Source organism: Pseudomonas grimontii (assembly GCF_007858185.1).
GTDB lineage: Bacteria > Pseudomonadota > Gammaproteobacteria > Pseudomonadales > Pseudomonadaceae > Aquipseudomonas > Aquipseudomonas grimontii.
This window is the reverse complement of record NZ_VFES01000003.1, coordinates 282267-309243: the sequence shown is the minus strand read 5'-3', so window position 1 is coordinate 309243 and position 26977 is coordinate 282267. Positions and strand designations below refer to the sequence as shown.

The following is a 26977-nucleotide window of genomic DNA, read 5'->3' as shown; positions in this document are numbered from 1 at the left end:
ATCATTTCACTTTGAAAGAAAAATTGCCGGTGATTGGATGAGTGTCAGACGAGACGGCACGCCACTCAACTTTATAAGTACCTGTGGTCAATGGCGATGCAGGCGTAATAACCATCGTCTTAGGATCTCCACCGCCTGCAACGGCTGCTTTAACGCCCATTGGGGAGTTAGGCATGCCAGGCATATCGGTCATGATCAGCTTAGCACCGGAAAACTGAGTCGTTAGATTCTCAGAAAATTGCAGTTCAATTTTCGCAGGAGCAGCAACATCCGACCCTTCTGCTGGAGTAGAAGAAAGCAGCTTTGGATGTGCTTGAGCAACTGCACTCAAAAGCAAACCCGCTGTCAGTGCTACAGCTACGGTGGTGGTTTTAAGGAATGACATGCAAGACTCCTCACAGCAAAAGCTGTTGATTCTAGGTTTTTGATGAGTATCTAGTTATTACTTTTACGCTTATTAAAAACACTGGCGAGCTACCTAGCAAATTCCGTGTTCTAGGGCGGGCTGGACAGGAATAATCACAAGAATTCCAACGTCACAGCGCAAGTACACGATGCCACACGAACGCAAACTATTCGATTACATTTCAGTCAGCTTGGACCTGCTTTGGGACGCTGAATTTCTTGAAAAAATGGTTAAAACGGGCTTCCGTTTTGCGACGTTCACACCGTGAAAACCGTTCGCAAGACCACATAGCTGCTCGGGTGTATATGGTGTCGTTGATTAGGCATTTTCTGCACTCGCACATGGGAGCTGTATATGAAAGGCTGTTTTTCCATCTGACGACGTGCACCATATCTTGCCGCCATGCGACTCGATAATGGATCGAGTGATTGATAAGCCTAGCCCCGCATTACTTGGGTTTCCTTCTCTACGAGCGGGGTCCACTCGATAAAATCGATCAAACAGTTTTTCAAGGTGCTCAGGAGCGATAGGTTCTCCAGGGTTTTCCACGGAGACAGAGATTGACGTCCCTTCCTGCCTTATATCGACGCTGATACATTTCCCTGCGGGGGTGTACCGGAGGGCATTCGAGAGCAGATTAGAGATAGCCCTGTCGAGCATAAGAACGTCACCTCGGACGCTGCCCCTCCCTGTCACCTTAAGGTCGATGCCTTGCTCATCAGCCAACAAGCGGTAGTACTCGAGTAATTTTTCTACTAGCGCTACCAAGTCTATCGGTTTGTTTTCATGAGTAATCAGACCATTATCTGATTTCGCTAGAAAAAGCATGTCATCGATCATCCGCCCCATACGCTTCAGGTCATCAAGATTCGAATACAAGTTGTCTTCGTAATCTTCAATATTCCTTTTTCGAGAAAGCACCACTTCGGTGTGTGTCATCAAATTGCTGACTGGTGTTCGTAGTTCGTGAGCAATGTCCGCAGAGAAGTTTGATAAGCGAACAAATGCATCGTCAAGTCTAGATAACATTGCATTGAAAGAAAGCACCATCTGCTGAAGCTCTTTAGGCACGGCCGCTAAAGGAATCCGTTCTTTGAGCGATTTAGCAGACATTGACGCAGCGACTTGAGTAACCTGGCGAATAGGTCTTAGTCCACTGCTCGCGACCATCCAGCCCAGCGCCGCACTGACCAGCGCGCTTATAAACAACCCTATCAAAAACCAGCGTTCAAGCGTCTCAAAGAACGCCATATGTTGCGTAACGTCAAAGATCAACATAACGGTCAGCGGTTTTTCTTGTCCAGTCACAATCGCCTGCGCCGTTATTCCCCGGAACGTTTGCTCATCATCACGCCACTCCCAAACGTTGTTGTTTGAGGTCGTGCGAAAGTCTTCAGGAATATCGATTGGACCTGGATCAGCAAAAAGGGTCTTGCCGTGACCATCGAAGATCAGGGCTATCAAATCTCGGTGAGCACCCAGCAGCGCCTCCAACTCAGGCTTAACATCACTGAACTGGTCAATGCTACTCAATCCCGTCAAAATTCTTTGGGTCGAGTGTAGCTTCTCGTTTAGCGCCTGCTGATCTAGCATTTTGAAATGATGCCGGCTAAGGCTGTTAAAACTGAGTCCAGCGACGGTGAGCACCGCCGTTACAGCTAGCATGAACATCAGGCTCATGCGGGTAGTCAGAGACATTCGCTTCATTCCAGCCCCGTCCCAGAATCCGGCGCATCTAGCATGTAGCCCATGCCTCGGGAGGTGTGGATAAGCTTGACCTCAAAATCATCATCAATCTTTGCTCTGAGCCGCCTTACGGCGACCTCGATGACGTTCGTATCGCTGTCGAAGTTCATGTCCCACACCTGGGAAGCGATAAGCGACTTAGGCAGCACCTCACCTCGACGACGGAGCAGCAATTCGAGTAACGCAAACTCTTTGGTCGTGAGATATATACGTTTGCCTCCACGGACAACCCTGCGCTTGAGCAGGTCAACCTCAAGATCAGCCAATTTCATATGAGTTTGGGAGGGGGCTGTACTCCCTCTTCGCAGCAGCGTTCTGACGCGGGCAAGCAATTCAGAAAAAGCGAAGGGTTTTATGAGGTAATCGTCTGCCCCCAGCTCAAGTCCTTTGACGCGATCCTCGACGCGGTCTCGCGCCGTGAGAAAAAGCACGGGGACATTTTTTCCGGATGCCCGCACCTTCTGAAGTACTTCCCATCCGTCCAGCCCAGGCATCATCACATCGAGAATCAGCAGGTCATAAGCCTCGCTCAACGCGTGTTGAAGCGCCTCCTTACCATTGGTAAAGCGATCAACATTGAACCCTGCCTCAGCAAGACCTTGCTGCAAATAAATGCCTATTTTGGGTTCGTCTTCCGCAACCAGAAGTCTCATGGGGGTGGCTCTCGAATGATTGTGATGATGAGTCTGCAAGGAAATGCTTCTGCCAACCAGCAACTGACAGAAAAGTAATATTGGCTTCAGGTAGATGTCAGCGAGTGCTGTCTAGGGTTCGAGCATGGGTACTCCCTAGTACTCGACCGACGCCTCCGCATGAAACCTTGGGGGAGCCGGAAAACAGATCAAAAAGGAGCTTCCTCATGAATCATCTAAAAATCCTTTTCTTTGTGGGTTCGATACTCATCTCAGCGTCTGCTTTGGCTGAAGGTGGCGCAGATCGGATTGCGGAGCGTATGGAAAGCCTACGCGACAAAGCAGAAGCGACCTTGGTGCAAGCTGAAAAAGCCCCAGAGGGAGAGCGCCATGTACACATGGCCGAGCATATGAAACTGCTGGGCGAAATCATGAACCAACTCCATCAGGATCACCCAAAAGCATCAATGTCGCCTCAGGAACATCTTTCCTGGATGGAAAAGCACGACGCTATGGTTGATGACGTTTTGAACCAAATGCAGCGCGAACACAAACTGATGCTTTCTGAGAACCATCAGTAACCGGGTACCTCCGATGGGCTGTTTGATCCGCTCGGTTGGTACGGCGTCATATGCGCGCCGTACTACTCTTGGAAACTGACAGAAATGTAGTGTTCACGTCAGTTAGCTGGCAGCTCTATCCGTTTAGCATAGCTAGTGTTTTCCATTTGCTCTTGAGGTCATCATGAAAGCTAAGCTCGTTACCCCAGTTATTGCGGCGATCACCTTATTCTTCGGTGCGACGGCCATGGCAGACGTAGGTCATGGCAAAGAGGACATCGGCCAGCCTGGCGTCGCTTCTGCGGTGACCCGTACGGTAGATGTGGAGATGGGTGATATTTTCTTCATGCCTAAAAACATCGATGTGAAGCCTGGTGAGACTATTCGTTTTGTCCTTCGTAATAAGGGCGCACTGCTGCACGAATTCAATATCGGCCAAGCCGCCGCTCATGCGGCGCACCAAAAAGAAATGGCGAGCATGTTCCAGAATGGAACGCTTACACCCACCGGGTCAGGGAAAATGACGGGCAGCATGGGTCACAGCATGGGAGGGATGAAGATGGTTGGAATGGAACACAACGACCCGAACAGCATGCTGATCGAGCCAGGAGCAACAAAGGAATTGATCTGGACCTTCAACAATACAACTGGACTTCAATTTGCCTGCAACGTGCCAGGTCATTACCAGTCTGGGATGGTCGGTCAATTTGACCTGAAGTGAGCCTGAACTGACCGCTAAACCCGCGTCTCCTCAAGAGTTGGCTACGCTCTGAGGCAGACATCAGAGCAATTCGCTCACACGCTGGGGTCTAGATCATGAATAACCATCAGCATCCGGCTGGAAGCATCACCACCCCATTTTGGACGCGCAAAACAGGCGTTGTGCTGATTATGTTCATTGTGATCGGCGCCTTCTACGTGGTGCGGGAGCATTTCAGCCACGTCTATCCATACTTGCCCTATCTCATTCTGTTGATCTGTCCATTGATGCATTTTTTTGGGCATGGACATGGCGCACATGACCATGGCAATCAGGCGCAAGCCAACAAGGAAGAGAAATAGCTATGCCCAATAAACCGAGCCACCACGATCACGGTCCTACCCACGCAGCCTCGCCCCCTGACGCTGATCTACGTGACCCGGTGTGCGGCATGACGATTACGCCTCCAAGTAAATTTGGCGAGTCTTATCAGGGACAGATTTATCAGTTTTGCAGCCAGAAATGCCAAGAGAAATTTCGGGCAGCTCCAGAGCACTACAGCGGTATTCATCCCAGCACTGAACCCAGCATCGCGGCTACAGAGCCCGCGCTCCAAGTAGCCACTGAATTTACCTGCCCGATGCACCCGGAAATAAAACAGCCAGGGCCCGGCAATTGCCCAAAATGTGGCATGACATTAGAACCTGTCATTCCGGCGCTAGATGACGATGACAAAACCGAGCTCCGTGATTTCGCGCGCCGCTTTTGGTGGTCTCTGCCTTTAACCGTGATAGTGACCGTTCTAGCCATGGCGGGCCATTCATTACAACTCTTCCATGGCTCGGTTCAAAACTGGATCGAGTTTGCTCTTGCGACACCGGTCACCTTATGGGCAGGGTGGCCCTTTTTTGTAAGGGGCATAGCATCTGTTAGAAATCGCAGTCCAAATATGTGGACTCTGATAGGTTTGGGTACTTCCGCAGCTTATCTTTACAGCGTCGCAGCAACCCTCTTTCCCCAAAGTTTTCCCACCACCTTCATGCAAGATGGACGCATCGGCGTTTACTTCGAAGCCGCTGCAGTCATCATCTCGCTCACCTTGCTTGGGCAGATTCTTGAGCTAAAAGCACGGTCACAAACCTCCGCCGCCATTAAGTCCCTTCTAGGCCTATCTCCCAAAACTGCACGCAAGATCAACGCCGATGGTCAGGAGGAAGACATTCCTCTTACCCATGTTCACTTGGGCGACCATTTGCGGGTCAGACCTGGTGAAAAGGTGCCAGTTGATGGCTCTGTGCTCGAGGGAGAAAGTGCGGTGGATGAGTCCATGCTCACTGGTGAACCTGTGCCGGTAATGAAAAGACCAGGGGATAGTTTGATCGGCGCCACGCTTAATACTCACGGGAGCTTGGTGATGGAGGCGCAAAAGGTCGGCGCCGACACCATGCTATCGCAGATAGTGCAAATGGTTGCTCTAGCCCAACGCTCCAAAGCGCCAATGCAAAGAATGGCCGACTCGATCGCCGGCTACTTTGTGATGGGGGGTTATCGCGATTGCGTTGCTGACATTCTTAGGCTGGGGACTATTCGGCCCGGAACCCAGCTGGGTCTTCGGCCTGATCAACGCTGTCGCCGTACTTATCATCGCTTGCCCCTGTGCACTTGGTCTCGCAACGCCCATGTCGATCATGGTTTCGACGGGTAAAGCGGCCAGTATGGGTGTGCTGTTCAGGGACGCCAGTGCTATTGAAAACCTTTGCAAGATCGACACGCTGATTGTCGATAAAACGGGGACCCTGACAGAGGGACGGCCGGTATTTCACAGTGTGGAGGCCACACCAGATTTCAACCCACACGATGTTCTTCAACTGGCCGCTAGCCTTGATCAAGGCAGCGAACATCCTTTGGCGCACGCCATCGTCGATCACGCCCGAACTGAAAATATCGCGCTCACCAAGCCTGAATCGTTTGAGTCCGGGTCTGGGATTGGAGTCAGTGGCCTTGTTGATGGCAAGAAGGTACAGCTGGGCAACACAGCACTGATGGACGCTGCCGGTGTAAGCACTAAGGTCTTACAGTACCGTGCAGAGTTGTTGCGCCTTGAAGGCATCAGCATCATCTATCTAGCAGTTGACGGGGTTCTGGCAGGATTACTGGCGGTCTCAGATCCGATAAAACCGACCTCCAAAGAAGCAGTCACCAAGCTTAAAGCTGATAACGTAAAAATCATCATGGCCACCGGAGACGGGCTCACCACCGCACGTGCTGTCGCCAAGGAGATGGGTATTGAAGAGGTTCATGGAGAAGTTAAACCTCAGGACAAAGAGCGCCTGGTGGCGGACCTCCAGCGATACGGTCGAAAGGTTGCCATGGCCGGCGACGGTATCAACGACGCACCGGCCTTGGCGCGTGCAGATGTGGGCATTGCCATGGGTACAGGGACTGATGTCGCGATGAATAGCGCTCAGCTCACGCTGGTAAAAGGCGACCTGATGGGGATTCTACGGGCACGGGCACTTTCGGTTGCGACAGTAAAAAACATGCGGCAAAACTTGGGTTTCGCCTTCCTTTACAACTCAATGGGTATTCCCTTGGCCGCAGGCCTACTCTATCCGCTGACGGGGCACCTTCTGTCGCCAATGATCGCTGCGTTAGCCATGAGCGTCAGTTCTGCGTCTGTAGTTTTCAATGCTTTGAGACTGAGGAATACCCATATAGCTTGAGCGAAACCGTTGCTCGCACCCCACAAAACATAACTCTTGACCTTACCGCGGTGTCAACGTTGATGCTGTCATCGCGGTGAAAAGAGACCGCTCAGCACAAGAGGAATAACCATGTTCGTCTTAAACGTATCAGGCATTGGTTGCGGTAGCTGCGTCAGCAAAATCACTAAAGCGATTCAATCGTTGGACAGCGAGGCTAAAGTTTCCGTGGATCGCGCGGCAGGTAAGGTAAGCGTTGAAAGTAGCGAAAACCCAGAGCAAGTTCGTAAAGCTGTCGAATCACTCGGTTTCCCATCGCAAATCAGCGCTTAAGGCGCTGATTTCATTGTTGGGTAAATTTTACTAATCACCTCGCAGAGCTTTAAGCAGCCCCTTAAATGCTCCGTTCAATCTATTAAAAGCGCTTTCAAAATGAATTTCGTTCTCAGTAAACTTTGCAACTTCAAGCTGTGCATCCACAGTATTTTGATCAATTGAAGGTTGGTAAGGCGTGCTGTAAAACAAAGCATCACGTTGACCATCACTTGCTGATTCGTTAATGGCAATATGTTTTATGTTTGTTGTTTTCAAAGAGAATGGAGAATTCAAGCCTCGTGTTGTCTGGCTGGCGAGCACAGCAGAAAACTCCAAATCTCTAGCCTTAAAGTTAGGAGTATCGGCGTTAGCGATATTATTGCTAAGTACCTCGGCTCTTTGGCTGCGATAAACTAACGCTCTTTCGGCGGAGCCAAGCGCTTTTTCAAAATTAATGCTCACAAGCGGCCACCTTCCGTTACGCTACTATTTCCAATTTTCACCTATATCAAACACTTATGTGTTGAATGTGGTGCGTCTAAGTCGACTTATAACTCCGGTGCAAATTCAAAAAACGTCAAGCCCTGTGAAAGTGACCGAAAGCACAGAACACCGAACGGCTAAATTTTAGGAGATTGGTTTCAGCGAACTCCGACAGTGGATAGACCATACGGATTAAGTACATCGCACCTCAAGAGAAATATCGGAACCTGACACAACTGTAATATTGGCCTAAGCTGCCTGACAGGGAATCAGTCTTATAGTCTTATTGAGCCTTAAGCTCTTCCCTGAGCATCAACTTTGTTGTGGATTCAGGGGCTACCATCTATCAGAGGAAACCCAAATGAACCCTATTGAACCCTATCAAAACCTTGTTCGTCATCGCTGCTCTGACCGTATCTTCTTTTGCTATGGCTGAAGGCGGAGGTGACCGCACTTTCGAACGTATGGAAGCGGCCAGGAGTAACTCGATGGAATCGTACCAAGTAGCCCAAACGAAAAATGCCCAGCCTCCTGTCGCGGAAAGCAAAGCCAGGGCGATGGACCACAAAAATTGCTAAATATTTGAGCTACGCTCACAAGCTGACAGAAATGTAATCACTGTGGTGGTTTAAATGTGGCAACTTCTGAGCTCGCTTACCGTTTGAGTTCGTCTTTTGTAACGGTGAGTGAGTCTCATCCAGACAATTCATTTGTTGTTTCGCGCGGCTTCCCTTTTGACTGATTGGACATAACGGCATGCACTCCAAAACCTCTAGGCGGACATTCGTGAAAGGCTTGGCCGCTGGTGGCATTCTCGGCGGCCTTGGCCTTTGGCGCACTCCTGTATGGGCGGTGACAAGTCCTGGTATGCCGAGCGTACTCTCCGGTAACGAATTTGATCTGTTTATTGGTGAAAGCCCTGTAAACATCACAGGCTCGCCTCGCACAGCTATGACCATCAACGGATCATTGCCCGGACCTTTGCTGCGTTGGCGTGAGGGGGAGACCGTCACTCTGCGTGTAAAAAACCGTCTAGACCAAGACACATCAATCCATTGGCACGGGATCATCCTACCCGCCAACATGGACGGTGTGCCTGGCTTGAGCTTCCATGGCATCGCACCCGATGGCATGTACGAATACAAATTCAAGCTTCATCAGAACGGAACCTACTGGTATCACAGCCACTCGGGTTTGCAGGAGCAGGCAGGCGTTTACGGTCCAATCGTCATCGATTCGAAAGAACCTGAACCGTTTCAATACGATCGCGACTACGTGGTGATGTTGACTGACTGGACCGACGAAGATCCCAGTCGCGTTATGGCGAAGCTCAAGAAACAATCGGGCTATTACAACCATCACAAGCGCACCGTCGGAGACTTCATAGACGATGTCAGCAGCAAAGGTTGGTCTTCGACGGTAGCAGATCGAAAGATGTGGGCTGAGATGAACATGAGTCCTACTGACCTCGGCGATGTCAGCGCGGATACCTATACCTATCTCATGAATGGCCAGGCACCCAACGGTAACTGGACTGGTATTTTCAAACCGGGTGAGAAACTCCGTCTGCGCTTTATCAACGGCTCCGCCATGAGCTATTTCGACGTCCGCATTCCTGGGTTGAAGATGACCGTGGTTGCCGCAGACGGTCAACATGTCAAGCCGGTGAGCGTCGACGAGTTTCGTATTGCGGTAGCTGAAACATATGACGTTATTGTGGAGACTGCTACTGATGAGGCTTACACCATCTTCGCTCAGTCTATGGATCGCACAGGTTACGCCAGCGGAACACTTGCAGTGCGTGACGGCCTAAAGGCACCGATACCTGCGATTGACCCACGTCCTATAGTAACTATGGATGACATGGGGATGGGCGGTATGGCTGGTATGGACCATGGCAGCTCGGGTGGAATGGGCGGCGGCGACATGGCCGGCATGGATCACAGCAAGATGGCAGGGATGAACCAAGGTGACATGACCGGGATGACCGGCATGGACAGCGGTGACATGACTAACATGGCTGGCATGGACCACAGCAAGATGGCTGGCATGGACAAAGGCGACATGTCCAACATGGCTGGCATGGACCACAGCAAGATGGCAGGAATGGGCAGTGGCGATATGTCAGGGATGGCTGGCATGGGCGGTATGGGTGGAGAAATGCAGACTCACCCAGCCTCTGAAACCAACAATCCCTTGGTTGACATGCAAGCCATGAGTCCAACGCCAAAGCTGAACGATCCTGGCATAGGCTTGCGGAACAATGGTCGTCGAGTGCTCACTTACTCCGACTTGAAAAGCACTTTCCAAGATCCTGACGGCCGCGAGCCAAATCGTACCATCGAGCTTCACCTGACCGGTCACATGGAGAAGTTTTCGTGGTCGTTCAACGGCATCAAATTCTCTGACGCCGAACCGCTGCGCCTGAAGTATGGCGAGCGTCTGCGCATCACCTTGGTGAACGACACCATGATGACCCACCCCATCCACCTTCACGGCATGTGGAGTGACCTCGAGGATGAGAACGGCAAGTTCATGGTGCGCAAGCACACGATTGATATGCCACCAGGTACCAAACGCAGCTATCGAGTCACCGCTGATGCCTTAGGCCGCTGGGCATATCACTGCCATCTGCTTTTCCATATGGAAATGGGCATGTTCCGTGAAGTACGGGTTGATGAGTAAAGGAGACGATCTGTGAGCACATACCTAAATCGTAATTCCCTCGTGGGTTGCCTCTTTGCCGCTGTCCTGCTGAGTGGACTCTCGTCCACGGTGCTGGCAGAGGAAAATGGCAGCGATCATTCAACCACTGTTCCTGCTACAGCAACGGACAAGCCAGCAGCGGCAAACGATTCGAAGCTAGATCACGGGTCAATGGACCATAGCAAGATGAGCCATGAGTCGATGGATCATGACCAAAAAACCAAAAAGGCAGATTGAGATCATGACCAGTAAGTTTTTACGCCCAACGCTGATGGCACTTGCAGTCTCCACCGGTCCAGCATTCTTTTTTATGGCTCAAGCCGCTGAAGAGATGGATCCGTCGATGGCGATGCCATCAAGTGCGGACGCAAAGCCTTCAACTGCACAAAAATCCAAACCAGCCAAAGCGAAAGATGCCGCGATGGATCACAGCAAGATGAGCATGGATAACGGGCAAATGGACGGTATGCAAAGCATGGATGGAGGGGCGACTACCACAAGCCGAACCCCGATCCCCGTACTTACCGACGCTGACCGGGCCGCCGCTTTTCCAGACGTACCAGGCCATGGTGTGCACGATAAAAAAATTAACTCGTTCATCCTCCTGGATAAATTTGAGTACCAAGACGCTGACAACGGCAGTGCGCTGGCTTGGGATGCAAAAGGGTGGATCGGCGGTGACGTCGACCGCCTCTGGTTGCGTTCGGAAGGTGAACGTACAAATGGCGTAACCGAAAACGCTGAACTTCAGGCTCTGTGGGGACACGCCATCGGTCCATGGTGGGATGTCGTCACCGGTATTCGACAAGATTTCAAACCCGGGTCACCTCAAACCTGGGGAGCGCTCGGTATTCAGGGCATGGCCCTCTATAACTTTGAAGCTGAAGCGACTGCTTATATTGGTGAGAACGGTCAAACCGCTGCTCGATTTGAAGGCGATTACGACATCCTGTTGACCAATCGCCTGATCTTGCAGCCGACCGCCGAAGTAAACTTGTACGGGAAAAATGATCCTCAGCGCGGCATAGGATCTGGATTGGCCAACACCGAACTAGGCCTGCGGTTGCGCTACGAAATTACTCGTCAATTCGCACCCTACATTGGTGTTAGCTGGAATCGCTCATACGGTAAAACGGCTGACCTGGCCAGCGATGAAGGGGAAAAAACAAACGAGGCCCGATTTGTAGCTGGTATTCGGATGTGGTTCTGAGCGATTTGAGCACTAGCCCTACGGATTCAAATGATCGGGGAGTTGGCTCCCCGACTCTAAAGTAGATCCTTCAATGTAACCTTTGCAGCGGCATAAACGCTTGAGTGGGGTTCTATTGCTTCATGGAACATCTCGCCGTCTCCGAGGGAAAAGGAAATATTCATGACAGGTAGCTTCCGACTTTCAAGTCGATTTCTGCGTATCGCAACATTCGCCGCGCTGTTCATTGGCTCAACGGCTCAAGCGGCGCAGGCCCTCACCATCGATGTGCATCGTGATGCAAACTGCGGATGTTGCAAAAAATGGATTCAGCATCTTGAGGCCAATGGCTTCACCGTCATCGATCATGAAGAAACCAACATGAGTGCTCTCAAACTAGATCTGGGTGTCGCTCCACGACTCTCGTCTTGTCACACCGCGATGATCAACGGGAAGTTTGTTGAAGGCCACGTGCCAGCTGAGCAAATAATTGCGATGAGTAAACGCGACGACCTTCTCGGGATCGCTGCTCCTGGCATGCCACCTGGTTCTCCAGGAATGGAAGTCGACGGAGTGCATGAGGCCTACCAGATAATCGGCCTGACCAAAGCTGGCACAGATCAGGTCATTGCTGAGTACCCTCAAAACTAATCCCACCCCATCCCTCCCGTCACAGCATGGTCAGCGTTCATGACCATGCAGCGGGACATGCTCCTTCGATTTCATTCTCAAGCCATGGCTAAAGACGATCAACAGCCGTCGTAAAGGCATGCTTGTGCCTAATCAGATAACCCCGAACCGCAGTCCTCAATAAGAATTTGAGATGACCCCATCCTCCGCATGCTGACAAGCACTGCGCAGTTGATCGCGATAGTGTTAAGTTCGGAGATGGCGTTGCACCCTCAGCGTACCTTCCCGAATCAGGACATCTGTCTCGGCTGAAACAGTAGAAAACGTAAATGACGGTGGCTTAAGAGTTCTTTTTTTGAAGGCTCTTCAGACGCAGGGTCGCGCGTTGTACAGCGGCCATTTTTTCTGGACGCTTCATTCGTTTCCATTTTCTGATGTCTTCCTTGGTGCGACCGCAGCTAACGCACAGTTCGCTGTTCAGCTGGCAAACAGAAATACAGGGATTTTCGATGTCCTTTGCCATTGTTCAATTCCTCGTCGAACTTATGCGTGCTGCGGTTTCATTGCTAAGCCAGAACGGCGATCTGATCGGGTGCGTCAGCGCCCAACTTCGTGCGGTACTCAACTGTCAGATGAGTGATCTCATGAACCGTCGCAAGCCGTTCTCGTATGTTTTCTGCATTGACTGCTGGGCTGCCCAGAACACTCACAATCGCGGCGCGGGCTTGCGGCCCAACCTGCCAGACATGAAGATCAATGATCGAAGCATCTCCCGGTCGCTCAACCAGTTCACGAATCTCTTCAGCGACATGATCATCTGTCTGGTCGAGCAATACACCCGAAGTCACCCGCATCAACGACCAAGCCCAGCGTGCAATCACAACGGCACCCACAATCCCCATTGCAGGGTCGAGCCATACCCAACCAAGGTATCGACCAGCAAGAAGGGCTGCGATGGCCAGAACTGATGTCAGTGCATCTGCAATGACGTGAACGTAAGCAGAGCGCAAATTATTGTCGTGGCCATGCGCATGGTGAGATTCATCGTGATCGTGGTCATGCCCATGGTGATGATCATGACCGCCAGACAGCAAAAGCGCGCTCACCACATTCACTGCTAGTCCGACAATCGCGATTAGAGTCGCTGTCCCGAATTGCACTTGAGTCGGTTGAAAGAGACGAAACAGCGACTCTCCAGCAATTCCCAAGGAAACCAGTCCCAAAATCAGAGCAGAAGCGAAGCCACCCAAGTCTCCCACCTTGCCAGTTCCAAAACTGTAGCGAGCACTTGAGGCATGTCTTTTAGCGTAAGCGTAAGCAGCTGCGGCTATGCCGAGTGCTCCTGCATGCGTTGCCATGTGAAAACCATCGGCAAGCAACGCCATTGAGCCAGTGAGATAACCTGCGGTGATTTCAGCAACCATCATTACGACGGTCAGGGCCACCACCCACAAGGTTCGCTTGGCGTTTTCTTCATGTGATTTCCCAAGGAACATATGGTCGTGGGAATACTCGGCGTACGAATTACTCATCTGGGCAAATCCTATTTGGAATAGCGGCGAATGGCTTCGAGCAGCTCGTCGACACCTTTCGCTCTTTCGTCATTGCTGAGTGTCGGATTCGCGACGTGTTCACGAGCGTGGTCTTCGATAATTTCATCCATCAGCCCATTGATAGCGCCACGGGCAGAAGCGACCAAAAGCAGGGTTTTCGAGCAGTCATCATCAGAGTCGAGTGCTCGCTCAATCGCCTGGACTTGCCCAGCGATTCGCTTTACGCGCTTAAGAAGATTGTCTTTGCTTGATCTCATGTGACTCATACCATACCCCCCCTACCTATTAGAACAATATAATCACACGTTCCAATTGGCCATACAACCCAGGGAGGGAATCCATCCGACCAGCAGCGTTGCAGCATCTGAATGCTGCATTCGAAACATTCAGCACGTCGCCTCGCCGCGCAGTACCAATACAAGCCGTATGGGCGGCCCGGCACTTCAATAATTCGATAGATGGCGTAGCGCCTATCTCTTGAGCTGCCTAGGTCTATGGTTTAGGATCGAACCACATCCCCCCTGGGAGGATGCAGCAATCAACAGAGACGAAACCAGCTGATTGCGTCTCTTCGTGGAAAGTTCGGTAACCACATGGTTACGCACTTCGCTATTTGAGATATTTCATGCTGAAAATCCTAGCCAACCGTACCTACCGCCACCTCTTCTTGGCTCAAGTGATTGCGCTCATTGGGACGGGTCTTGCCACTGTTGCATTAGGCCTATTAGCGTTCGACCTTGCAGGTGCCAATGCGGGCGCTGTGCTCGGTACGGCGTTGGCGATCAAAATGACGGCCTACATTGGCGTTGCGCCAATCGCAGCCGCTTTTGCAGAGCGTTTACCCCGCCGGGCAATGCTGGTCTCTCTGGATCTGGTGCGAGCACTGGTCGCACTGGCTCTTCCGTTTGTGACGGAAGTCTGGCAAATCTACGTGCTGATTTTCGTCCTTCAGTCCGCTTCGGCAGCGTTCACTCCGACGTTCCAGGCGACCATTCCAGACATACTGGTGGATGAAGACGACTACACCCGTGCCTTGTCGCTATCACGTCTGGCCTATGATCTTGAAAGTGTCGCGAGCCCGATGCTTGCCGCTGCACTGTTGACGGTGATCAGCTTCCATAGCCTGTTCGCCGGCACGGTCATTGGGTTCCTTGCCTCAGCGGCCCTAGTCGCCACAGTGCTGCTGCCTAAGGCGAAGCAGATACCACGACGCAGCATCTACGAACGAACCACCCGTGGCATGCGCATATTTCTGGCCACACCTCGCTTGCGAGGGCTGTTGGCTCTCAATCTTACGGTTGCGGCCGCCAGTGCTATGGTCATCGTCAATACGGTGGTGCTGGTGCAGTCGCGCTTCGCTCTGCCGCAGAGTTCTACGGCATTGGCGCTGGCCGCGTTTGGTGGCGGTTCCATGGTGGCGGCCCTGGTCTTGCCTCGACTGTTGAAAAATATCAAAGACCGAACGGCCATGTTGTTTGGTGGAGGAGTATTGGTCGCAGGCTTAGCAGTTGGCATCAACCTAACCACCTATAACTTCCTGCTACCGCTGTGGGTGGTGCTTGGGGTGGGCTACTCCTTGGCTCAAACCCCGAGCGGTCGACTGTTGCGTCGCTCGGCACATGCCGAAGATCGCCCAGCGTTGTTTGCCGCCCAATTTGCGCTATCCCATGCTTGCTGGTTGATTACCTACCCATTGGCGGGATGGTTGGGTGCGAACATCAGCCTCACTGCGTCGTTTGTTGGGCTCGCTGTCGTGGCAGGTAGTGCGCTGGTGGTCAGCATCGTGATCTGGCGTCCAGCTCATGACCAAGACTCTATCAAGCACACCCATGAGAATCTGCCGGGCGATCACACGCACGTCGACGGCCAGGAAGGTGCGGATCACGAACATCCATACGTGATCGATGATCAACATCGCCGATGGCCCAACAAATGATTGTAAGTTCCTAAGATTTGCTAAGGCTAGCTGTCGGACATTCAGACTAGGAGCCGTAGGGCTTGCAGAGCGGCAAGGTGCCCCGGATAGAACCAGTAGCCCCATTGCCCGACCGGCCAGATCTTGAAGGAGAAGGTCTGACGCAGAAGCCAAAGTCCGATCAAGGGGGCCGCGAATGCGGTGCTCAAAGCCAGCATTGAATAGATTTCCAAGTCCAACGCCCTGGTTACGATGCTACTGCGGGTATTGCTCAACAGGCATAGAGCCGCTGGCAGCAGCCAAAGAACACCTGGGTTCTTTATTGCTACTAAGACAGCCGCTGGAACAAGTGCACCGTAGAAGCCGTACATCAGAGGATCATCCAGCACGTAGGCAACTGCAGCGGCCATCAACGCCATAGCGCCGCTCAACAAAGTGCGATGTTGCCACCCCCAGGCAATCACCAGCCCTAACGCCAGGGTAACCAACACGTTGAATGATCCCGAGGTGCTGATGTAGCGATAAGGCACTTCTGAAATGGCGGCGAACAACAGCATCAAGGCGAGGTAGCGTCCGTTCGCAGCAGTCAGCCACTCACCCGGTTTGGAGCGCGCCACGTTGGCCGCAATGGCGAGACAGAACAGCGGAAAAGACAGCCGCCCCAGAATGAACAGATTACTCATCTCCGGCCACACCAAGCGTAAGTGATCGATAACCATGGTCAGCATCGCCAGCCACTTGATCAGATCCAGACTACTGCTTCGGCTCTTGAGTAAGGAATTCTGGGCTGTATGAGCAGTCGTCATACCCACCCCAGTGTGACGGCGGTCAGCACGAGATAACGCACGCCCTTGGCCAGGGTGACAATCAGCAGAAAACTCCAAAGTGGCTCGCGCATGACTCCGGCGACGACTGTCAGCGGATCGCCAATGATCGGCACCCAGCTCAGCAGCAACGACCAGCGCCCGTAGCGCAGGTAGGAGTTCCGGGCCTTTTCAAGCTTGCTCTCGCTCACCGGGAACCAGCGCTTGTGGCGCAATCGCTCAATAGAGCGACCTAGAATCCAGTTCAGCGCCGATCCGAGCACGTTGCCGAAGGTGGCGACCGCCAAAAGCGTAGAAACGACGTACTGGTCGGAAAGCAGCATCCCGACCAGCACAGCTTCAGATTGCATTGGCAGTAACGTGGCGGCACCGAATGCCGCCAGGAACAGACCAACGTAGCTGGTGAGTTCAAACACTCGGACGTCGCCTCATGCGTTCAGGCCGATCCAGCCATGAAAGCCGACGTACAGACCAACACCGATGATCAACACGCTGGACAGGTAAGGTGCACGACGCGCAACGGCGCCCATCCAAGGCCAGCGATTCGAGGCCTGCTTGGCGCCAATAGCGGCTGCTGCACCGACGGTAACCAGTGTGAGCGCCAGACCAATGCTGAAGCACAGGACGAGCACGCCACCCAAGGCGACTTCTTTGATCTGAAGGCAGAGCAGTAGAACGGTGATGGCCGCAGGGCAAGGAATGAGCCCCCCCGTCAAGCCGAACATAATGATCTGTCCCGTGGTGACCTCACGGTTGGTAAAGCGCTTGCGGATATCGTTGGCATGGGCGCGCTCATGCGCATCCTGATAGCCATCAATCGACAACTCCAGGCCTTCCAGTTCGGAATGCGCGTGCCCGTGATCATGCTCTTGGTATTCTAGGTCATAATCATGGGAATGACCCGCATGGCCCAGACTCAAGCGGGCACTGAACTCATGAGGCTCCGGGATATCGACTGCCGACTCCAGGAAGCCTTCGCGCTCGACGAAAGAGAACGATTGAGTGCTGCCGTCCGGACGGGTAGTCATCAGGCGAACATCTGAGGCTGCCCAGGCGTGTCCGGTCAATGTCTTCAGGCGCCAGTGCGGTGGCATGCCTTCTTCGAAGATTGACAGCTCAACACGGCCATGGCTGGTATCGATTCGGTGGGTCTCATCATGATGACCATGGTCATGCTCGTCGTGGTGGTGATCATCACCTTGCTCGAACTTGAACATCTGCTCACCACGCCAGGTACGCCACAACATCCAGAGCGCAATCACAATGATCAGCGCGGAGGACGCGAGCTGGAAGTAAGGTTCTGTGGTTTGAGCATCCAGACCTTTGCCCAGGTACATTCCGCCGATTGCAACCAACCACACCACTGCGGTGTGCGAAAGCGTCGCGGCCAAGCCCAACAAAACGGCCTGTTTGACCGAGCCACGGATAGCCACGATGAAGGCCGCCATCATGGTTTTTGAATGGCCCGGCTCCAGGCCATGTAAGGCACCGAGCAGAATAGCGCTCGGAAAATACAGCCAGGCGTGTGAACCACCTGCTGCAAGAGTTCAGCGAAGTTGGGCATGTCAGACCTAAAGGTACTTGGTGATTTGCTTGAAGGCTTCCAGTGGTGCGCGCTCGCCATTGTTCAACGCCGAGACGGTGTCCTCCAGGCAGTGATCAATGTGATCCTGGATGAGCGTGCGCTTCGCTTGGCACACCGCTTTTTCAACAGCATGCAGCTGCTGGGCGATGTCCACGCACTGACGACCCTCTTCGATCATGGTGATGATGCCGCGTAAATGGCCGTCCGCCCGCTTGAGCCGCTTGATGATTGCTTCATGACTTTGGTGGGTATGCGCATGGCTGTGTTCGTGTTCTTGCTCACTCATGACTTGAGCCTCAGGCCTCAATGAATTAGGCTGGCATCCTATCCCCCCTAGGGGGATGCGGTCAAACGCATCAAAGCCCCACAAAACGAGTTGAAAGCCGAACACTATGTTCAGTAGAACACTGACAATGACGGTGGTAATCGCACTTGCTCTGGCCATGTTTGTGGCTTGGGCCGGGCATACCTATACGTTGTCGGTGACATCGAAACAGCCAGCCTGGGAGATTGCGCAAGATGCCCATCACTCCAATGAGCAGCAGGCAGAGATGTCGAGCGCGAGCTACTCGGATCACTACCACTCGCCGTTGACCCCTGACCATCAGCACGAAACGCCACAGCTCACGTCCGCGTTGAGTTTGGCTGCACAGCCGAAGCTGTCCATACGAGTTGATGCACGCCGATATTCCGTTCCTCGTCCGCCGATTTTCTTGATCGAGCGTCCACCCCGTCCTTCGTTCGCATCCTGACCATGGCCGCACCGCGGCCTTTGATCCCTGCAACGTAGGATTGATCTATGCATTCGCACTCGATGAGCGGCGTTGTCGCATTCACTGCGCCATCGCACCGCCCGCTACTGCTGTTTTTTTTACTTGTCACTGCACTTTTCCTCGGGATGCCCGAGGCGATGGCTCACGCCGTCGCGGAAGGAGACAAGGGCTTCATCCAGGAAAGTTCCGGCGTCTTGTTGCTGCCCTTCATCTACATGGGAGCCAAACACATGATGACAGGCTACGACCACCTGCTGTTTCTGTTCGGGGTGATCTTCTTCCTCTACCGCCTGAAAGACGTGGGGCTCTACGTCACGCTGTTCGCTGTAGGCCACTCGGTCACGCTGCTGCTTGGCGTACTGACCGAGATCAGCATCAGCTCCTACATCATCGACGCCATCATCGGTTTCTCGGTGGTGTACAAGGCGCTCGATAACCTGGGTGCATTCCAGCGCTGGTTCGGTTTCCAACCCAACACCAAGGTGGCCACGTTGATCTTCGGACTACTCCACGGTTTTGGGCTGGCAACGAAGATTCAGGAGTACGAGATCTCGTCTGATGGCCTGATTCCGAACCTGATCGCCTTCAACGTAGGTGTTGAGATCGGCCAATTGCTGGCCCTTAGCGCGATTCTCATTTTGATGGGGTATTGGCGGCGCACCGGCGGTTTCTGGCGCCACGCCTACGCCGCCAACGTCGCCATGATGAGTGCCGGTTTCCTGCTGATGGGTTACCAGATCACCGGCCTGTTTGTCTCTGCGTAAGGAATTCTGACCATGTTCAATACTCCGCTTCCAACTGTTAATGAATTGCCCAGCACTCGCAAACTGGTGCGTTCGACTGTCATTGCACTGTTGACTGCGGTCGTCCTGCTGGTGACCGTTGTCATGCCTTCGGAATATGCCGTTGATCCAACGGGTGTGGGCCGAGCACTGGGGCTGACCCAAATGGGCGAACTGAAGATCATCCTGGCCCAGGAGGCTTTGGCGGATGCAGCACCACCTCAACCAGCAACTTTAGCTCCAGCTCCAGCTTCGCAGGTTGCACAGGCTGAACCTGTTGCGACACCTGTTACTCCGCCAGTGGCGACACCTCCCCCAGCTCTGAAGACAAATCAAATGAGCGTCACGCTCAAGCCAGGTGAAGGGACAGAAATCAAACTGAAAGTGCTGAAGGGCAAGACGGTCAGCTATGAATGGACAGCGGCTGGTGGGCCTGTGAATTACGACACCCATGGCGAGCCTTACAACGGTGAAAAGGGTTACTTCCACAGCTATACCAAGGGCAAGCAAGTCAAAAGTGACAAAGGTGAATTCACCGCCATTTTTGACGGCACCCATGGTTGGTTTTGGCGTAACCGCAGCAATAGCGACGTGACCATCTCACTGAGAACGGCCGGCGATTACTTGAGCGTCAAACAGTAATCCGAAGCAGCGATGGCTGTTCTATTGCCGAAAATGCAGCGATCAACCTAGATAAAGACCATTTATCTCATCCATTTTTTGAAGAGTCATTCCATGAAAACCCCAGCAACGCTGATTCGTTCGATGCTCCTGATTTGCTTTATTGGCCTGATGACCGCATGCGGTGGCGGTGAGAAAGGAACAACATCCAAGACCGCTGAGCACGGACACTCACACGAGTAACACCCTGAATAAAACATGGCCGCATTTGCGGCCTTGTTTGCTTCTATATCTCAACCTGCGCACCCAGTTCGACCACTCGGTCAGCGGCAAATGGAAGTATTTGAGGTTGCTGTTGACGTGCTTCAGTAAAAAAGTGAACAAGCTTTCTCGCCGACGAGCCATTCCGATACGCTTGATCGGGATATCCGTCTCGCGGCTAAGGAAGTAGGTGGATTGCTTCGTGCAGAAATCCAGCTCATTCAAGTGTAAGAAACTCAAGGCTACGGCTAGGTCAGGCTCCCCGATAAGACCAAAGTGCGGGTTAACCCGGAAAAATTATTCGTCATAAGCCTAGACCTCAAACCGCCGATCATCTGGTACGCGCAGCTGTCTTCAGACGCCACAGTTAGCAACACCACCTGCTCGTGCAGAACCTGTTTATGCAATAGATTGTGCGAGAGCGCATGAGGGGCTGTATCAGCATTGTAATAACTGCCGGGTCATACCAACATTTATGTCAATCCACAAAAAAAGGCGCCACTAGGGCGCCTAAGCCGTCTCTAAACCAAAGGAGAAACAAAGAGACGGGGGTGTATTTGGCAATTGGACACCTGATGCCGATGGCTAGCGTCCGTTAAAGCAGTTGCAATGGGTATTCGACAATCAGTCTGACTTCGTCCAAATCAGATTCGAAATCGGTAGCTCGTGTCGTTGCTTGGCGAACACGCAAAGACATGTCCTTCAGAGAGCCTGACTGGATGACGTATTTGGCCTCTATGTCTCGCTCCCAACGCTTTTGGTCCTGCAATGGGGCACCATCCGCGCCGCGACGCATGTACACGCTGTTCGCGTTGGAATAGTCCGCATCCCAGCCCTTAGCGTAGCGGGTCATGAAGCTGAGACCGGGGATGCCGAAAGCCTGCATATCTAGATCGTAGCGCAGCTGCAAGGATTGCTCTTTCGGTGAGTTGAAATCGCTGTATTGGATAGAGTTATCCAAGAAAATTGAGTCGGACTGGCGAAGGTAGTCAAAGTCGTCGTTACCATTATTGCGCTGGTAACCAACGGTCACGGCGTGCGCTCCGAATTTGACCCCGGTCTTGCCGCTCCAGATGTTGTTATCGAAGCTTCCCAGAAGTTTTTTACCCTCATCAACCGCTCGGTATTAATTAAAGCCGCCGATTAGCGATACGCTTTCTGAGAGTGGATAGCTCAATGTGGTGCCCGCGTAGTATTGGTTCCACACATCCTTGAATTGGCTGGTGTAAAGACTCACACCTACGTGCTCATTGACCGTGTAATCGCCCCCTAGATAAGCGATCCATGGAGCATCTACTGCACCGGCGTAAAAAGTTGAAAAGCCGTCACGCATGCTACTGGAATTGGGTTGGCTCATCGCATGCAGCCGGCCCCCCTGAAGGGTCAGGCCTTTGATGCTGGTATTAGTGAACGTTGCACCACGGAAACTCTCCGGGAGAAGTCGGGAATCCCCATAGGCAACGACAGGCGTCGATGGAAATACGTCGCCTACCTTGACGACTGTATCCAGGAAACGCACTTTTGCGGCCCCGCCTACTTTTGAGTAGGAGTCTTCAGGTTGGCCTTTGCTATTGTGCGGCAAGACATCGACTGAGCTTCGGGCTCCCGAGCGACCATCACCTGAATCGAGCTTGAGGCCTTCCATTGCAAACGCATCAATGCCGAAGCCTACGGTACCTTGAGTAAAGCCTGATTCGAATCGGCCAATGATGCCATGAGCCCATTCGGCTGAGTAACCATTGCCCGTGGGGCTTGACTGGCCCTTTCGATAATCACGATTGAGATAGAGATTCCGATTGAGAATACTAAAGGTGCTCCCCTCAATGAACCCTTCAGGCTTTTGCTCCACAGCTACTGCAACTTGCCCCATGCTCATGCCAAGGGCAATTAGAGAAAGACCATAAATGCTTTTATTGTTCATTTAACACTCCAGGCTTTAGCTTGGCAGAGTTTCTTTATGAAATATTTTTTATAATTATAAAAAGCCACCAGCACGTGAGGATTTCTCCTACGTGCCGGCAGACATAATTTCATACAATAGATAACTCCAGCGTGACCTGAAAATTACTTCTATGTCAGCGAACAGTAAGCAGGCTCAAAACATACCGAACAAACTGGCGCAGCTAGGGCCAACGCTAACTAGCTTCCGTGAGGGCAGTTAGTACCCATAACCTTGTATTCCAGGGTGTTGAGCTTGCCCGCCGAATCTTCATAGGTCATGCGCGAAGGAGCTACGCCACAGGTTTTATTGGCTTGAGTGGTACTGATTACCTTCTGGACATCGAGGTTCATTCCATATTCATAATGAACAACTTCAGGTGTCGTCTTTCCATTTTCTAAGGCGTACTGTTCCATCGCCTTCTGGTTCTCTTGCATCATTCGACCATAAACACGGTCACCACCGCCTTCAGCCATGGCCAAAGAAGACAAGGTCAAGATGGAAACGGCAAAAAAAGCTTTTAGTGATTTCATGAATTTCATGATTTTCTCCTAGTGTTCACTTACTTCTGACTAGAGGATAACCAGTGATGCCTTTCAGAAAGCTGCCGCGAATATTACATATGCGTAAGGTGTCCCTCAGCACTGGTGAGCTCGACTATTAGAATTTTAACTTATTGGCGGAGTAGGCTGAATATGTCAGATAAGCATTAAAGATCAACTCGAGTTTCTCACGAAATACCCAAGTATTTTTTATTAAAGATACATCTCATCTATATTATGGACAGCTGCTTGGACTGCTCCATATGGATGAGTGGTTTGAGCGCAGTAAGATGAGACGAGGAACGTGTTACAAAAGCCTTATAGGCTGAGAATATTAGGGGCTACGTTGAGTACCGAAAATACCATCGCTAGGATAGCCTTTAACAGCCATAAGAAATCGTCCCGGTATTTTATCGCGGCTAGCAGCAAAGCACCGACGATTGGAAGCAGGGACAACCCCTTCAGCAACCGAAAGGTCCTGGTGAGGGTTAGGCCTTGCTTGTCGACTTGATCGATGGTGATCCTGAGCAGCCCCTGAAGTTTCGGGGGATATGTTTTTATCTTGTCCTTGAAATCATCGAAAATGACATTGAAGCTGTGTAGGAGGCGCTCCGTTTGCAGCATTTGGTTGTGAAGGATTGCAAGCAGAACCACAGAAACCGCTGCCAACCCAAGGACAAGGATAAAACCTTCGAATCTTGAGGTTGTTTTCTCCAGCACGACCAAACCCGCTAGCGATATCGGCAGGGCGAGCATCTTGCCGGCGATGTCGCCCAGCACCCCGCTAAGCTTCGTGCCATAGTCGATTTCAGCTTGGGCCACCTCCCGCCGGGCCCGCTCAAACGAGAAGCTATAGACGTAGGTTTGCAGATTAGCGCGGTATGTGGCGAGGACCTCCCGCCACTCCCGCACGATCACCAAGAACAGATTGGGCTCGCTCTCAAACTTCTCGATGACGCTAGCCACCGCCATCCGAATCATTAATTTTCGTTCGGAGAGGTGTGCCTTATTTTCGTTTTTTCGATTGAGTATTTCTTCCAACAAGCTCAGGTGATTGAGCTCATAGTCAAGGACCTTGACGTCAACCTGGGTAGGTAACAGAAAAGTTCTCGGAGGCTTAGCCCCATCGGGAGGCAAGGCAAAGAACAGATTAAAACCATCTTGGCTGCTGTCTTTGTCGACACCGATCGCTAGCAGTGCAAGCAGCTCGATGAGCCGGCAGACGCGCCTGAGCGCCTTAATCGCCGGAGGCTCGATGTCATCGCTATCTGCCCAACAGAGCTCAACAATGTATACGTTGCTCGGGAATTGCCCCTTGCCCAATGAGCCATTGCGAGCGACAAACTCGCCTAGGTTCGCGTAGAACCGGCCAGACTCGTTCGATGGCAAGCGAAACTCAATATCGAGAGAGTCTGCTTCTTCAGAGCAATGCTCGAACTTGCCATAGGCTGCGGGCAGGCCATCGCACATTCGCAACGCACCGATAATGTCGGGCGTTGGCATCCCCTCATAGCGGATGACTCCGTCCTCAATGGTGGGCGCTCCAATGGCGCGGTAGAGAGCTACCACATTAGAAAACATTCTTAGCCGACCCTGGCCAGCAGTTCTTTCTCGATCACACCAACCAGTTCGGCAGTCAGATTGGACAGCGTCAACTTTTTCCGTCCCTCATCATAATAAACGTCTGCGGCCGGATCCTTACCTAACGCTCCACGCTCGAATTGCAACGACCAGTTAGCCGCGTCCCCCTTGATACGGGTCTTCTCTTTCAGCGATTTCGCATTGACCGTAAAGTCGTCTGGCACCTTATGTTTCTCGCTATTCAAATAGTCTTTCAGCCCAACAATTTCATCCACTAAGTCAGCGGGTACGTGTGCGACAGCGACGTGGCAGATAGCGTCCAAGCGCGCAGATTTGCCTGCGGCCAACTGCTCCTCCAGATACTTGATCACCGCCTCTTTGGCCTTGTAACCAAAGCCTTTTAACGTTTTGTTGTCGCGAAAAAACCGTACAACGTTATCAATGGCATTTTTGGTAGCGCGTCCGGAAGCTACTCCTTTCGCGCATCCCAGTGCAGAGATGAAATAATCGGATGCCTGACTATCACGGCCCCGGCTGATGAAGCACAGGTAGGTTGAATCCACTTCATCCTCCGCGTCATCTTCATTCTGCTCAGGCGCAGCAGCGGCCGCAGCAGCCATAGCCTTTATGGCCACGAAACTCGCTAAATTGATCCTGGCGGCCTGCTGAACCTTGTTGAGATCGACCTCTTGAATTTCCTTGGGCACATAGTTCTCGTCCAGCTGTATACCGCCGCGTTCCTTCATGCTGGCGACCAGGAAAAAGTCGGTTGCACCTGCGGTGTACTGAGCGCAAAGGATGTGTCCACCGGTCGATAAGACTTGATTACCGGCTTGCTCCACCAACTGGTCCATTGCCAAGTGGGTCAAGTCGATAAATCGCGCTTCATCATCTTGTACTTCTACGAACGCGGTGAAGCGCTCTGGAAACGGTCCCTGACGGTCATCATTGGCAAACTGGCCGTAGACCACGCTGTTGCCTTCTTTGCCGATGAGGCCGTGGATACCATTGACCAGAAAATGCAACGCGGGATTTTCAGTATCGAGCGCCACATCCTTCTTGACCACCTCGGAGATAACGCTGGTCTTGGCCAGCTTCTTGAAGCTGTGAATAATGGCAGTTTTCAGCGTAATCATAGGTCGAATTCCGTTCCGATAGTATCAATATGGAATCACTGAAAATAGCACCTTACCCAGCAAACTTCAGGGCTTATCTCGATATCAGATATCACCTAAGGGCTCCAACACCTAGTGATCAGTAAGGCTGCACGAACCCAATAACTGTATATGCATACAGCATAATACTCTATGCCATTCATCAGCACGAGGGTCTGAGCGTCGAAACGCGGACAGCATCATCTAGGCTTGTCACAGACCATAGTCTCTAACGTAGACTCAGTCTGAAAAGTTTTTCCAATCTTATCCGTCAGCGCTGGAGCACAGCTGAAGAGCGGGGACCGCCCACGCTGGATCGATCAGATCCTTCGTTTGAAGCAATTCTTCGAAGGAATCTATCCCAAAGATTACCCGAGGTTCTAGGTAATGCGCAGGAGGCCTTTTACCTACTGAAGAACAGATTTTTGGAGGGTTTGATCTCAAGACAGGTCACACAAGAACTCGACTGTCTGGACGATAGTCCGGGTAATGGTCATGTGTCGCCACTCCGCTATAGGCCTGGTTCTGGGGACGATTGTTACGAACGCCATGTCTCAGTAAGCACCGAGACAGTACCGCGATGGTTGAGTGGGACGGCGCCCAAAACATTGAGCGTCGATAAATACCACATTACGCGTCCGTGACTCTCAGTACAGGCTCAAAGCGACATCTAGGTCCGTCTGTACCCTTCGGCCGGGTCCCATCAACACATAAACGGTATTTTTGGTCTCGAACAGGCAATCGTGGGTGAAGGAAACTCCCAATGAGGTTCTTACCCAGCGGGCGCGATGGAAACGTCCTCAGCTATCGTGGAGAACAAACAAAGTGTTGACCAGTGTAGGAGTAACTCCTCCTCTAACAACGACCTTTAACTGACGGGGGGAGACCACTAAATCAACCATTATCCAGTCAGCGACTAGGCAATAGGTCCGTCCAGGGAAGTAAGATCCGATCAGAGCCACGGCGTCTGAATGAGGAAGCTCACATCCAGGTATTTTTTCACCACCAGAAACCAGTTCTGCTAGGCCCGCCAGATTCATTCATCCCTCCGACCCACTTCATAAATCGAGTCGAATGATTAATCACACCAGTCAGCATAGCTGCCCGTAAATCGCCCGACTTAAACCCCGATGAACAGCACGCAAAACTTGGCTCATCTGCTCAAAAGCTAACGTTTAGCCCTTTAGCTATGGTCTGATTTATGCCATTGCTCATGCTTGAATCCGACGTCAAAATAGATGCCGGTGTCTGCGGTACGTGAGCGATATCTGCTTCTGCGGCATAAATCCCGTATATGCGTAAACCGCTGCTATCGGTGCACATCCAATGCCCGATCAATACGCAATAGGCGTCGGTATTAACAATGACATCCAACGCC

Annotated in this window: 26 protein-coding genes and 5 pseudogenes; 14 read left to right on the top strand and 17 right to left on the bottom strand. The window is 52.1% G+C overall.

Translation table 11 applies throughout. The annotated features are described in order from the left end of the window. Position 1: 1 nt before the first annotated feature. The 3 genes from copC to FIV39_RS07990 form a co-directional block, all read right to left on the bottom strand. A complete protein-coding gene (gene copC, locus FIV39_RS08000; protein WP_017341635.1) occupies positions 2-385 on the bottom strand; it encodes a copper homeostasis periplasmic binding protein CopC in 384 nt (127 codons plus the stop codon). Between the two features lie 339 nt (positions 386-724). Next, on the bottom strand, positions 725-2113 hold the full coding sequence (copS, locus tag FIV39_RS07995; protein ID WP_032856638.1) for a copper resistance membrane spanning protein CopS: 1389 nt from the start codon (positions 2111-2113) through the stop codon (positions 725-727). After that, positions 2110-2805, bottom strand: a complete 696-nt coding sequence (locus tag FIV39_RS07990) for a heavy metal response regulator transcription factor (RefSeq protein WP_090401330.1) — start codon at positions 2803-2805, stop codon at positions 2110-2112. The genes copS and FIV39_RS07990 overlap by 4 nt, the downstream gene beginning before the upstream one ends. 206 nt (positions 2806-3011) lie before the next feature. Here FIV39_RS07990 and FIV39_RS07985 point away from each other — a divergent pair, with 206 nt between their 5' ends. The 5 genes and pseudogenes from FIV39_RS07985 to FIV39_RS07960 all read left to right on the top strand — a co-directional run bounded on the left by FIV39_RS07985 (position 3012) and on the right by FIV39_RS07960 (position 7079). Next, positions 3012-3365: a co-regulatory protein PtrA N-terminal domain-containing protein gene (locus FIV39_RS07985; protein ID WP_019334912.1), complete on the top strand. Its 354-nt coding sequence runs from the start codon at positions 3012-3014 to the stop codon at positions 3363-3365. Positions 3366-3528: 163 nt separating this feature from the next. Beyond that, entirely contained in the window at positions 3529-4065 is a 537-nt protein-coding gene (locus tag FIV39_RS07980) for a cupredoxin domain-containing protein (RefSeq protein WP_019334911.1), read from the top strand. 95 nt (positions 4066-4160) lie between these two features. Next, positions 4161-4406 carry a DUF2933 domain-containing protein gene (locus FIV39_RS07975; protein WP_050587200.1) on the top strand — a complete coding sequence of 82 codons (246 nt, stop codon included), beginning with the start codon at positions 4161-4163 and terminating at the stop codon, positions 4404-4406. 2 nt (positions 4407-4408) lie between these two features. After that, positions 4409-6767, top strand: a pseudogene (locus tag FIV39_RS07965) (heavy metal translocating P-type ATPase). 111 nt (positions 6768-6878) lie between these two features. After that, a complete protein-coding gene (locus tag FIV39_RS07960; RefSeq protein ID WP_074321237.1) occupies positions 6879-7079 on the top strand; it encodes a heavy-metal-associated domain-containing protein in 201 nt (66 codons plus the stop codon). A gap of 30 nt (positions 7080-7109) precedes the next feature. Here FIV39_RS07960 and flgB read toward each other — a convergent pair whose 3' ends face one another. Next, on the bottom strand, positions 7110-7523 hold the full coding sequence (gene flgB / locus FIV39_RS07955; RefSeq protein ID WP_080761982.1) for a flagellar basal body rod protein FlgB: 414 nt from the start codon (positions 7521-7523) through the stop codon (positions 7110-7112). A 392-nt stretch (positions 7524-7915) separates the two neighbouring features. Between flgB and FIV39_RS33300 the strand changes: the two genes are divergently transcribed. The 5 genes from FIV39_RS33300 (at position 7916) to FIV39_RS07930 (ending at position 12090) form a co-directional block, all read left to right on the top strand. Further along, on the top strand, positions 7916-8122 hold the full coding sequence (locus tag FIV39_RS33300) for a co-regulatory protein PtrA N-terminal domain-containing protein (protein WP_032856636.1): 207 nt from the start codon (positions 7916-7918) through the stop codon (positions 8120-8122). A 178-nt stretch (positions 8123-8300) separates the two neighbouring features. Next, the gene (locus tag FIV39_RS07945) at positions 8301-10229 is read left to right on the top strand and encodes a copper resistance system multicopper oxidase (protein ID WP_032856635.1); all 1929 of its coding nucleotides are present in this window, start codon (positions 8301-8303) and stop codon (positions 10227-10229) included. Between the two features lie 12 nt (positions 10230-10241). After that, positions 10242-10487: a hypothetical protein gene (locus tag FIV39_RS07940; RefSeq protein WP_099170805.1), complete on the top strand. Its 246-nt coding sequence runs from the start codon at positions 10242-10244 to the stop codon at positions 10485-10487. After that, complete coding sequence (locus FIV39_RS07935; protein WP_032856634.1) at positions 10459-11460, top strand: copper resistance protein B; 1002 nt, start codon at positions 10459-10461, stop codon at positions 11458-11460. Before FIV39_RS07940 ends, FIV39_RS07935 begins: the two co-directional genes overlap by 29 nt. 162 nt (positions 11461-11622) lie before the next feature. After that, positions 11623-12090, top strand: coding sequence for a DUF411 domain-containing protein (locus FIV39_RS07930; protein ID WP_032856633.1), 468 nt, complete (start codon positions 11623-11625; stop codon positions 12088-12090). A 319-nt stretch (positions 12091-12409) separates the two neighbouring features. Here FIV39_RS07930 and FIV39_RS07925 read toward each other — a convergent pair whose 3' ends face one another. From FIV39_RS07925 to FIV39_RS07915, 3 genes are read right to left on the bottom strand one after another with little or no spacing between them, the layout of a single operon-like run. Further along, positions 12410-12592 (bottom strand): DUF1289 domain-containing protein, encoded by a 183-nt coding sequence (locus FIV39_RS07925; RefSeq protein ID WP_017341650.1) that lies wholly within the window; start codon positions 12590-12592, stop codon positions 12410-12412. Positions 12593-12635: 43 nt separating this feature from the next. Beyond that, positions 12636-13601: a CDF family Co(II)/Ni(II) efflux transporter DmeF gene (gene dmeF / locus FIV39_RS07920; RefSeq protein ID WP_032856632.1), complete on the bottom strand. Its 966-nt coding sequence runs from the start codon at positions 13599-13601 to the stop codon at positions 12636-12638. Positions 13602-13612: 11 nt separating this feature from the next. Next, entirely contained in the window at positions 13613-13888 is a 276-nt protein-coding gene (locus FIV39_RS07915) for a metal/formaldehyde-sensitive transcriptional repressor (RefSeq protein ID WP_025992775.1), read from the bottom strand. Between the two features lie 359 nt (positions 13889-14247). Here FIV39_RS07915 and FIV39_RS07910 point away from each other — a divergent pair, with 359 nt between their 5' ends. Continuing rightward, positions 14248-15558, top strand: coding sequence for an MFS transporter (locus FIV39_RS07910; RefSeq protein WP_032856631.1), 1311 nt, complete (start codon positions 14248-14250; stop codon positions 15556-15558). A 41-nt stretch (positions 15559-15599) separates the two neighbouring features. Here FIV39_RS07910 and FIV39_RS07905 read toward each other — a convergent pair whose 3' ends face one another. From FIV39_RS07905 to FIV39_RS07890, 4 genes and pseudogenes are all read right to left on the bottom strand, one after another. Further along, positions 15600-16343, bottom strand: a complete 744-nt coding sequence (locus tag FIV39_RS07905; RefSeq protein WP_050593284.1) for a TraX family protein — start codon at positions 16341-16343, stop codon at positions 15600-15602. Continuing rightward, positions 16340-16777 (bottom strand): YqaA family protein, encoded by a 438-nt coding sequence (locus FIV39_RS07900; RefSeq protein ID WP_032856630.1) that lies wholly within the window; start codon positions 16775-16777, stop codon positions 16340-16342. Before FIV39_RS07900 ends, FIV39_RS07905 begins: the two co-directional genes overlap by 4 nt. Positions 16778-16789: 12 nt before the next feature. Beyond that, positions 16790-17925, bottom strand: a pseudogene (locus tag FIV39_RS07895) (nickel/cobalt efflux protein RcnA). A 7-nt stretch (positions 17926-17932) separates the two neighbouring features. After that, positions 17933-18232 (bottom strand): metal-sensing transcriptional repressor, encoded by a 300-nt coding sequence (locus FIV39_RS07890; protein WP_032856629.1) that lies wholly within the window; start codon positions 18230-18232, stop codon positions 17933-17935. A gap of 127 nt (positions 18233-18359) precedes the next feature. Here FIV39_RS07890 and FIV39_RS07885 point away from each other — a divergent pair, with 127 nt between their 5' ends. Genes FIV39_RS07885 through FIV39_RS07875 form a run of 3 tightly spaced genes read left to right on the top strand, consistent with a single transcriptional unit; the run spans position 18360 to position 20143 of the window. Then, positions 18360-18698, top strand: a complete 339-nt coding sequence (locus tag FIV39_RS07885; protein ID WP_229752137.1) for a hypothetical protein — start codon at positions 18360-18362, stop codon at positions 18696-18698. A gap of 47 nt (positions 18699-18745) precedes the next feature. Beyond that, positions 18746-19483, top strand: a complete 738-nt coding sequence (locus tag FIV39_RS07880) for a HupE/UreJ family protein (RefSeq protein ID WP_032856628.1) — start codon at positions 18746-18748, stop codon at positions 19481-19483. A 12-nt stretch (positions 19484-19495) separates the two neighbouring features. Continuing rightward, positions 19496-20143 (top strand): hypothetical protein, encoded by a 648-nt coding sequence (locus FIV39_RS07875; RefSeq protein WP_032856627.1) that lies wholly within the window; start codon positions 19496-19498, stop codon positions 20141-20143. 265 nt (positions 20144-20408) lie between these two features. Here the strand turns inward: FIV39_RS07875 and FIV39_RS33295 are convergent. The 6 genes and pseudogenes from FIV39_RS33295 to FIV39_RS33875 all read right to left on the bottom strand — a co-directional run. Beyond that, positions 20409-20826, bottom strand: a pseudogene (locus FIV39_RS33295) (KUP/HAK/KT family potassium transporter); the annotation flags it as partial. Between the two features lie 152 nt (positions 20827-20978). Beyond that, positions 20979-22304, bottom strand: a pseudogene (locus FIV39_RS07865) (OprD family porin). A gap of 218 nt (positions 22305-22522) precedes the next feature. Next, the gene (locus tag FIV39_RS07860) at positions 22523-22855 is read right to left on the bottom strand and encodes a DUF2790 domain-containing protein (RefSeq protein ID WP_019334883.1); all 333 of its coding nucleotides are present in this window, start codon (positions 22853-22855) and stop codon (positions 22523-22525) included. A gap of 327 nt (positions 22856-23182) precedes the next feature. Beyond that, a complete protein-coding gene (locus FIV39_RS07855) occupies positions 23183-24445 on the bottom strand; it encodes a hypothetical protein (RefSeq protein ID WP_032856625.1) in 1263 nt (420 codons plus the stop codon). 2 nt (positions 24446-24447) lie between these two features. Next, the gene (locus FIV39_RS07850) at positions 24448-25581 is read right to left on the bottom strand and encodes a nucleoid-associated protein (RefSeq protein WP_090401331.1); all 1134 of its coding nucleotides are present in this window, start codon (positions 25579-25581) and stop codon (positions 24448-24450) included. 665 nt (positions 25582-26246) lie between these two features. Continuing rightward, positions 26247-26639 (bottom strand): annotated as a pseudogene (locus FIV39_RS33875) (DUF6957 family protein). Positions 26640-26977 lie beyond the last annotated feature (338 nt).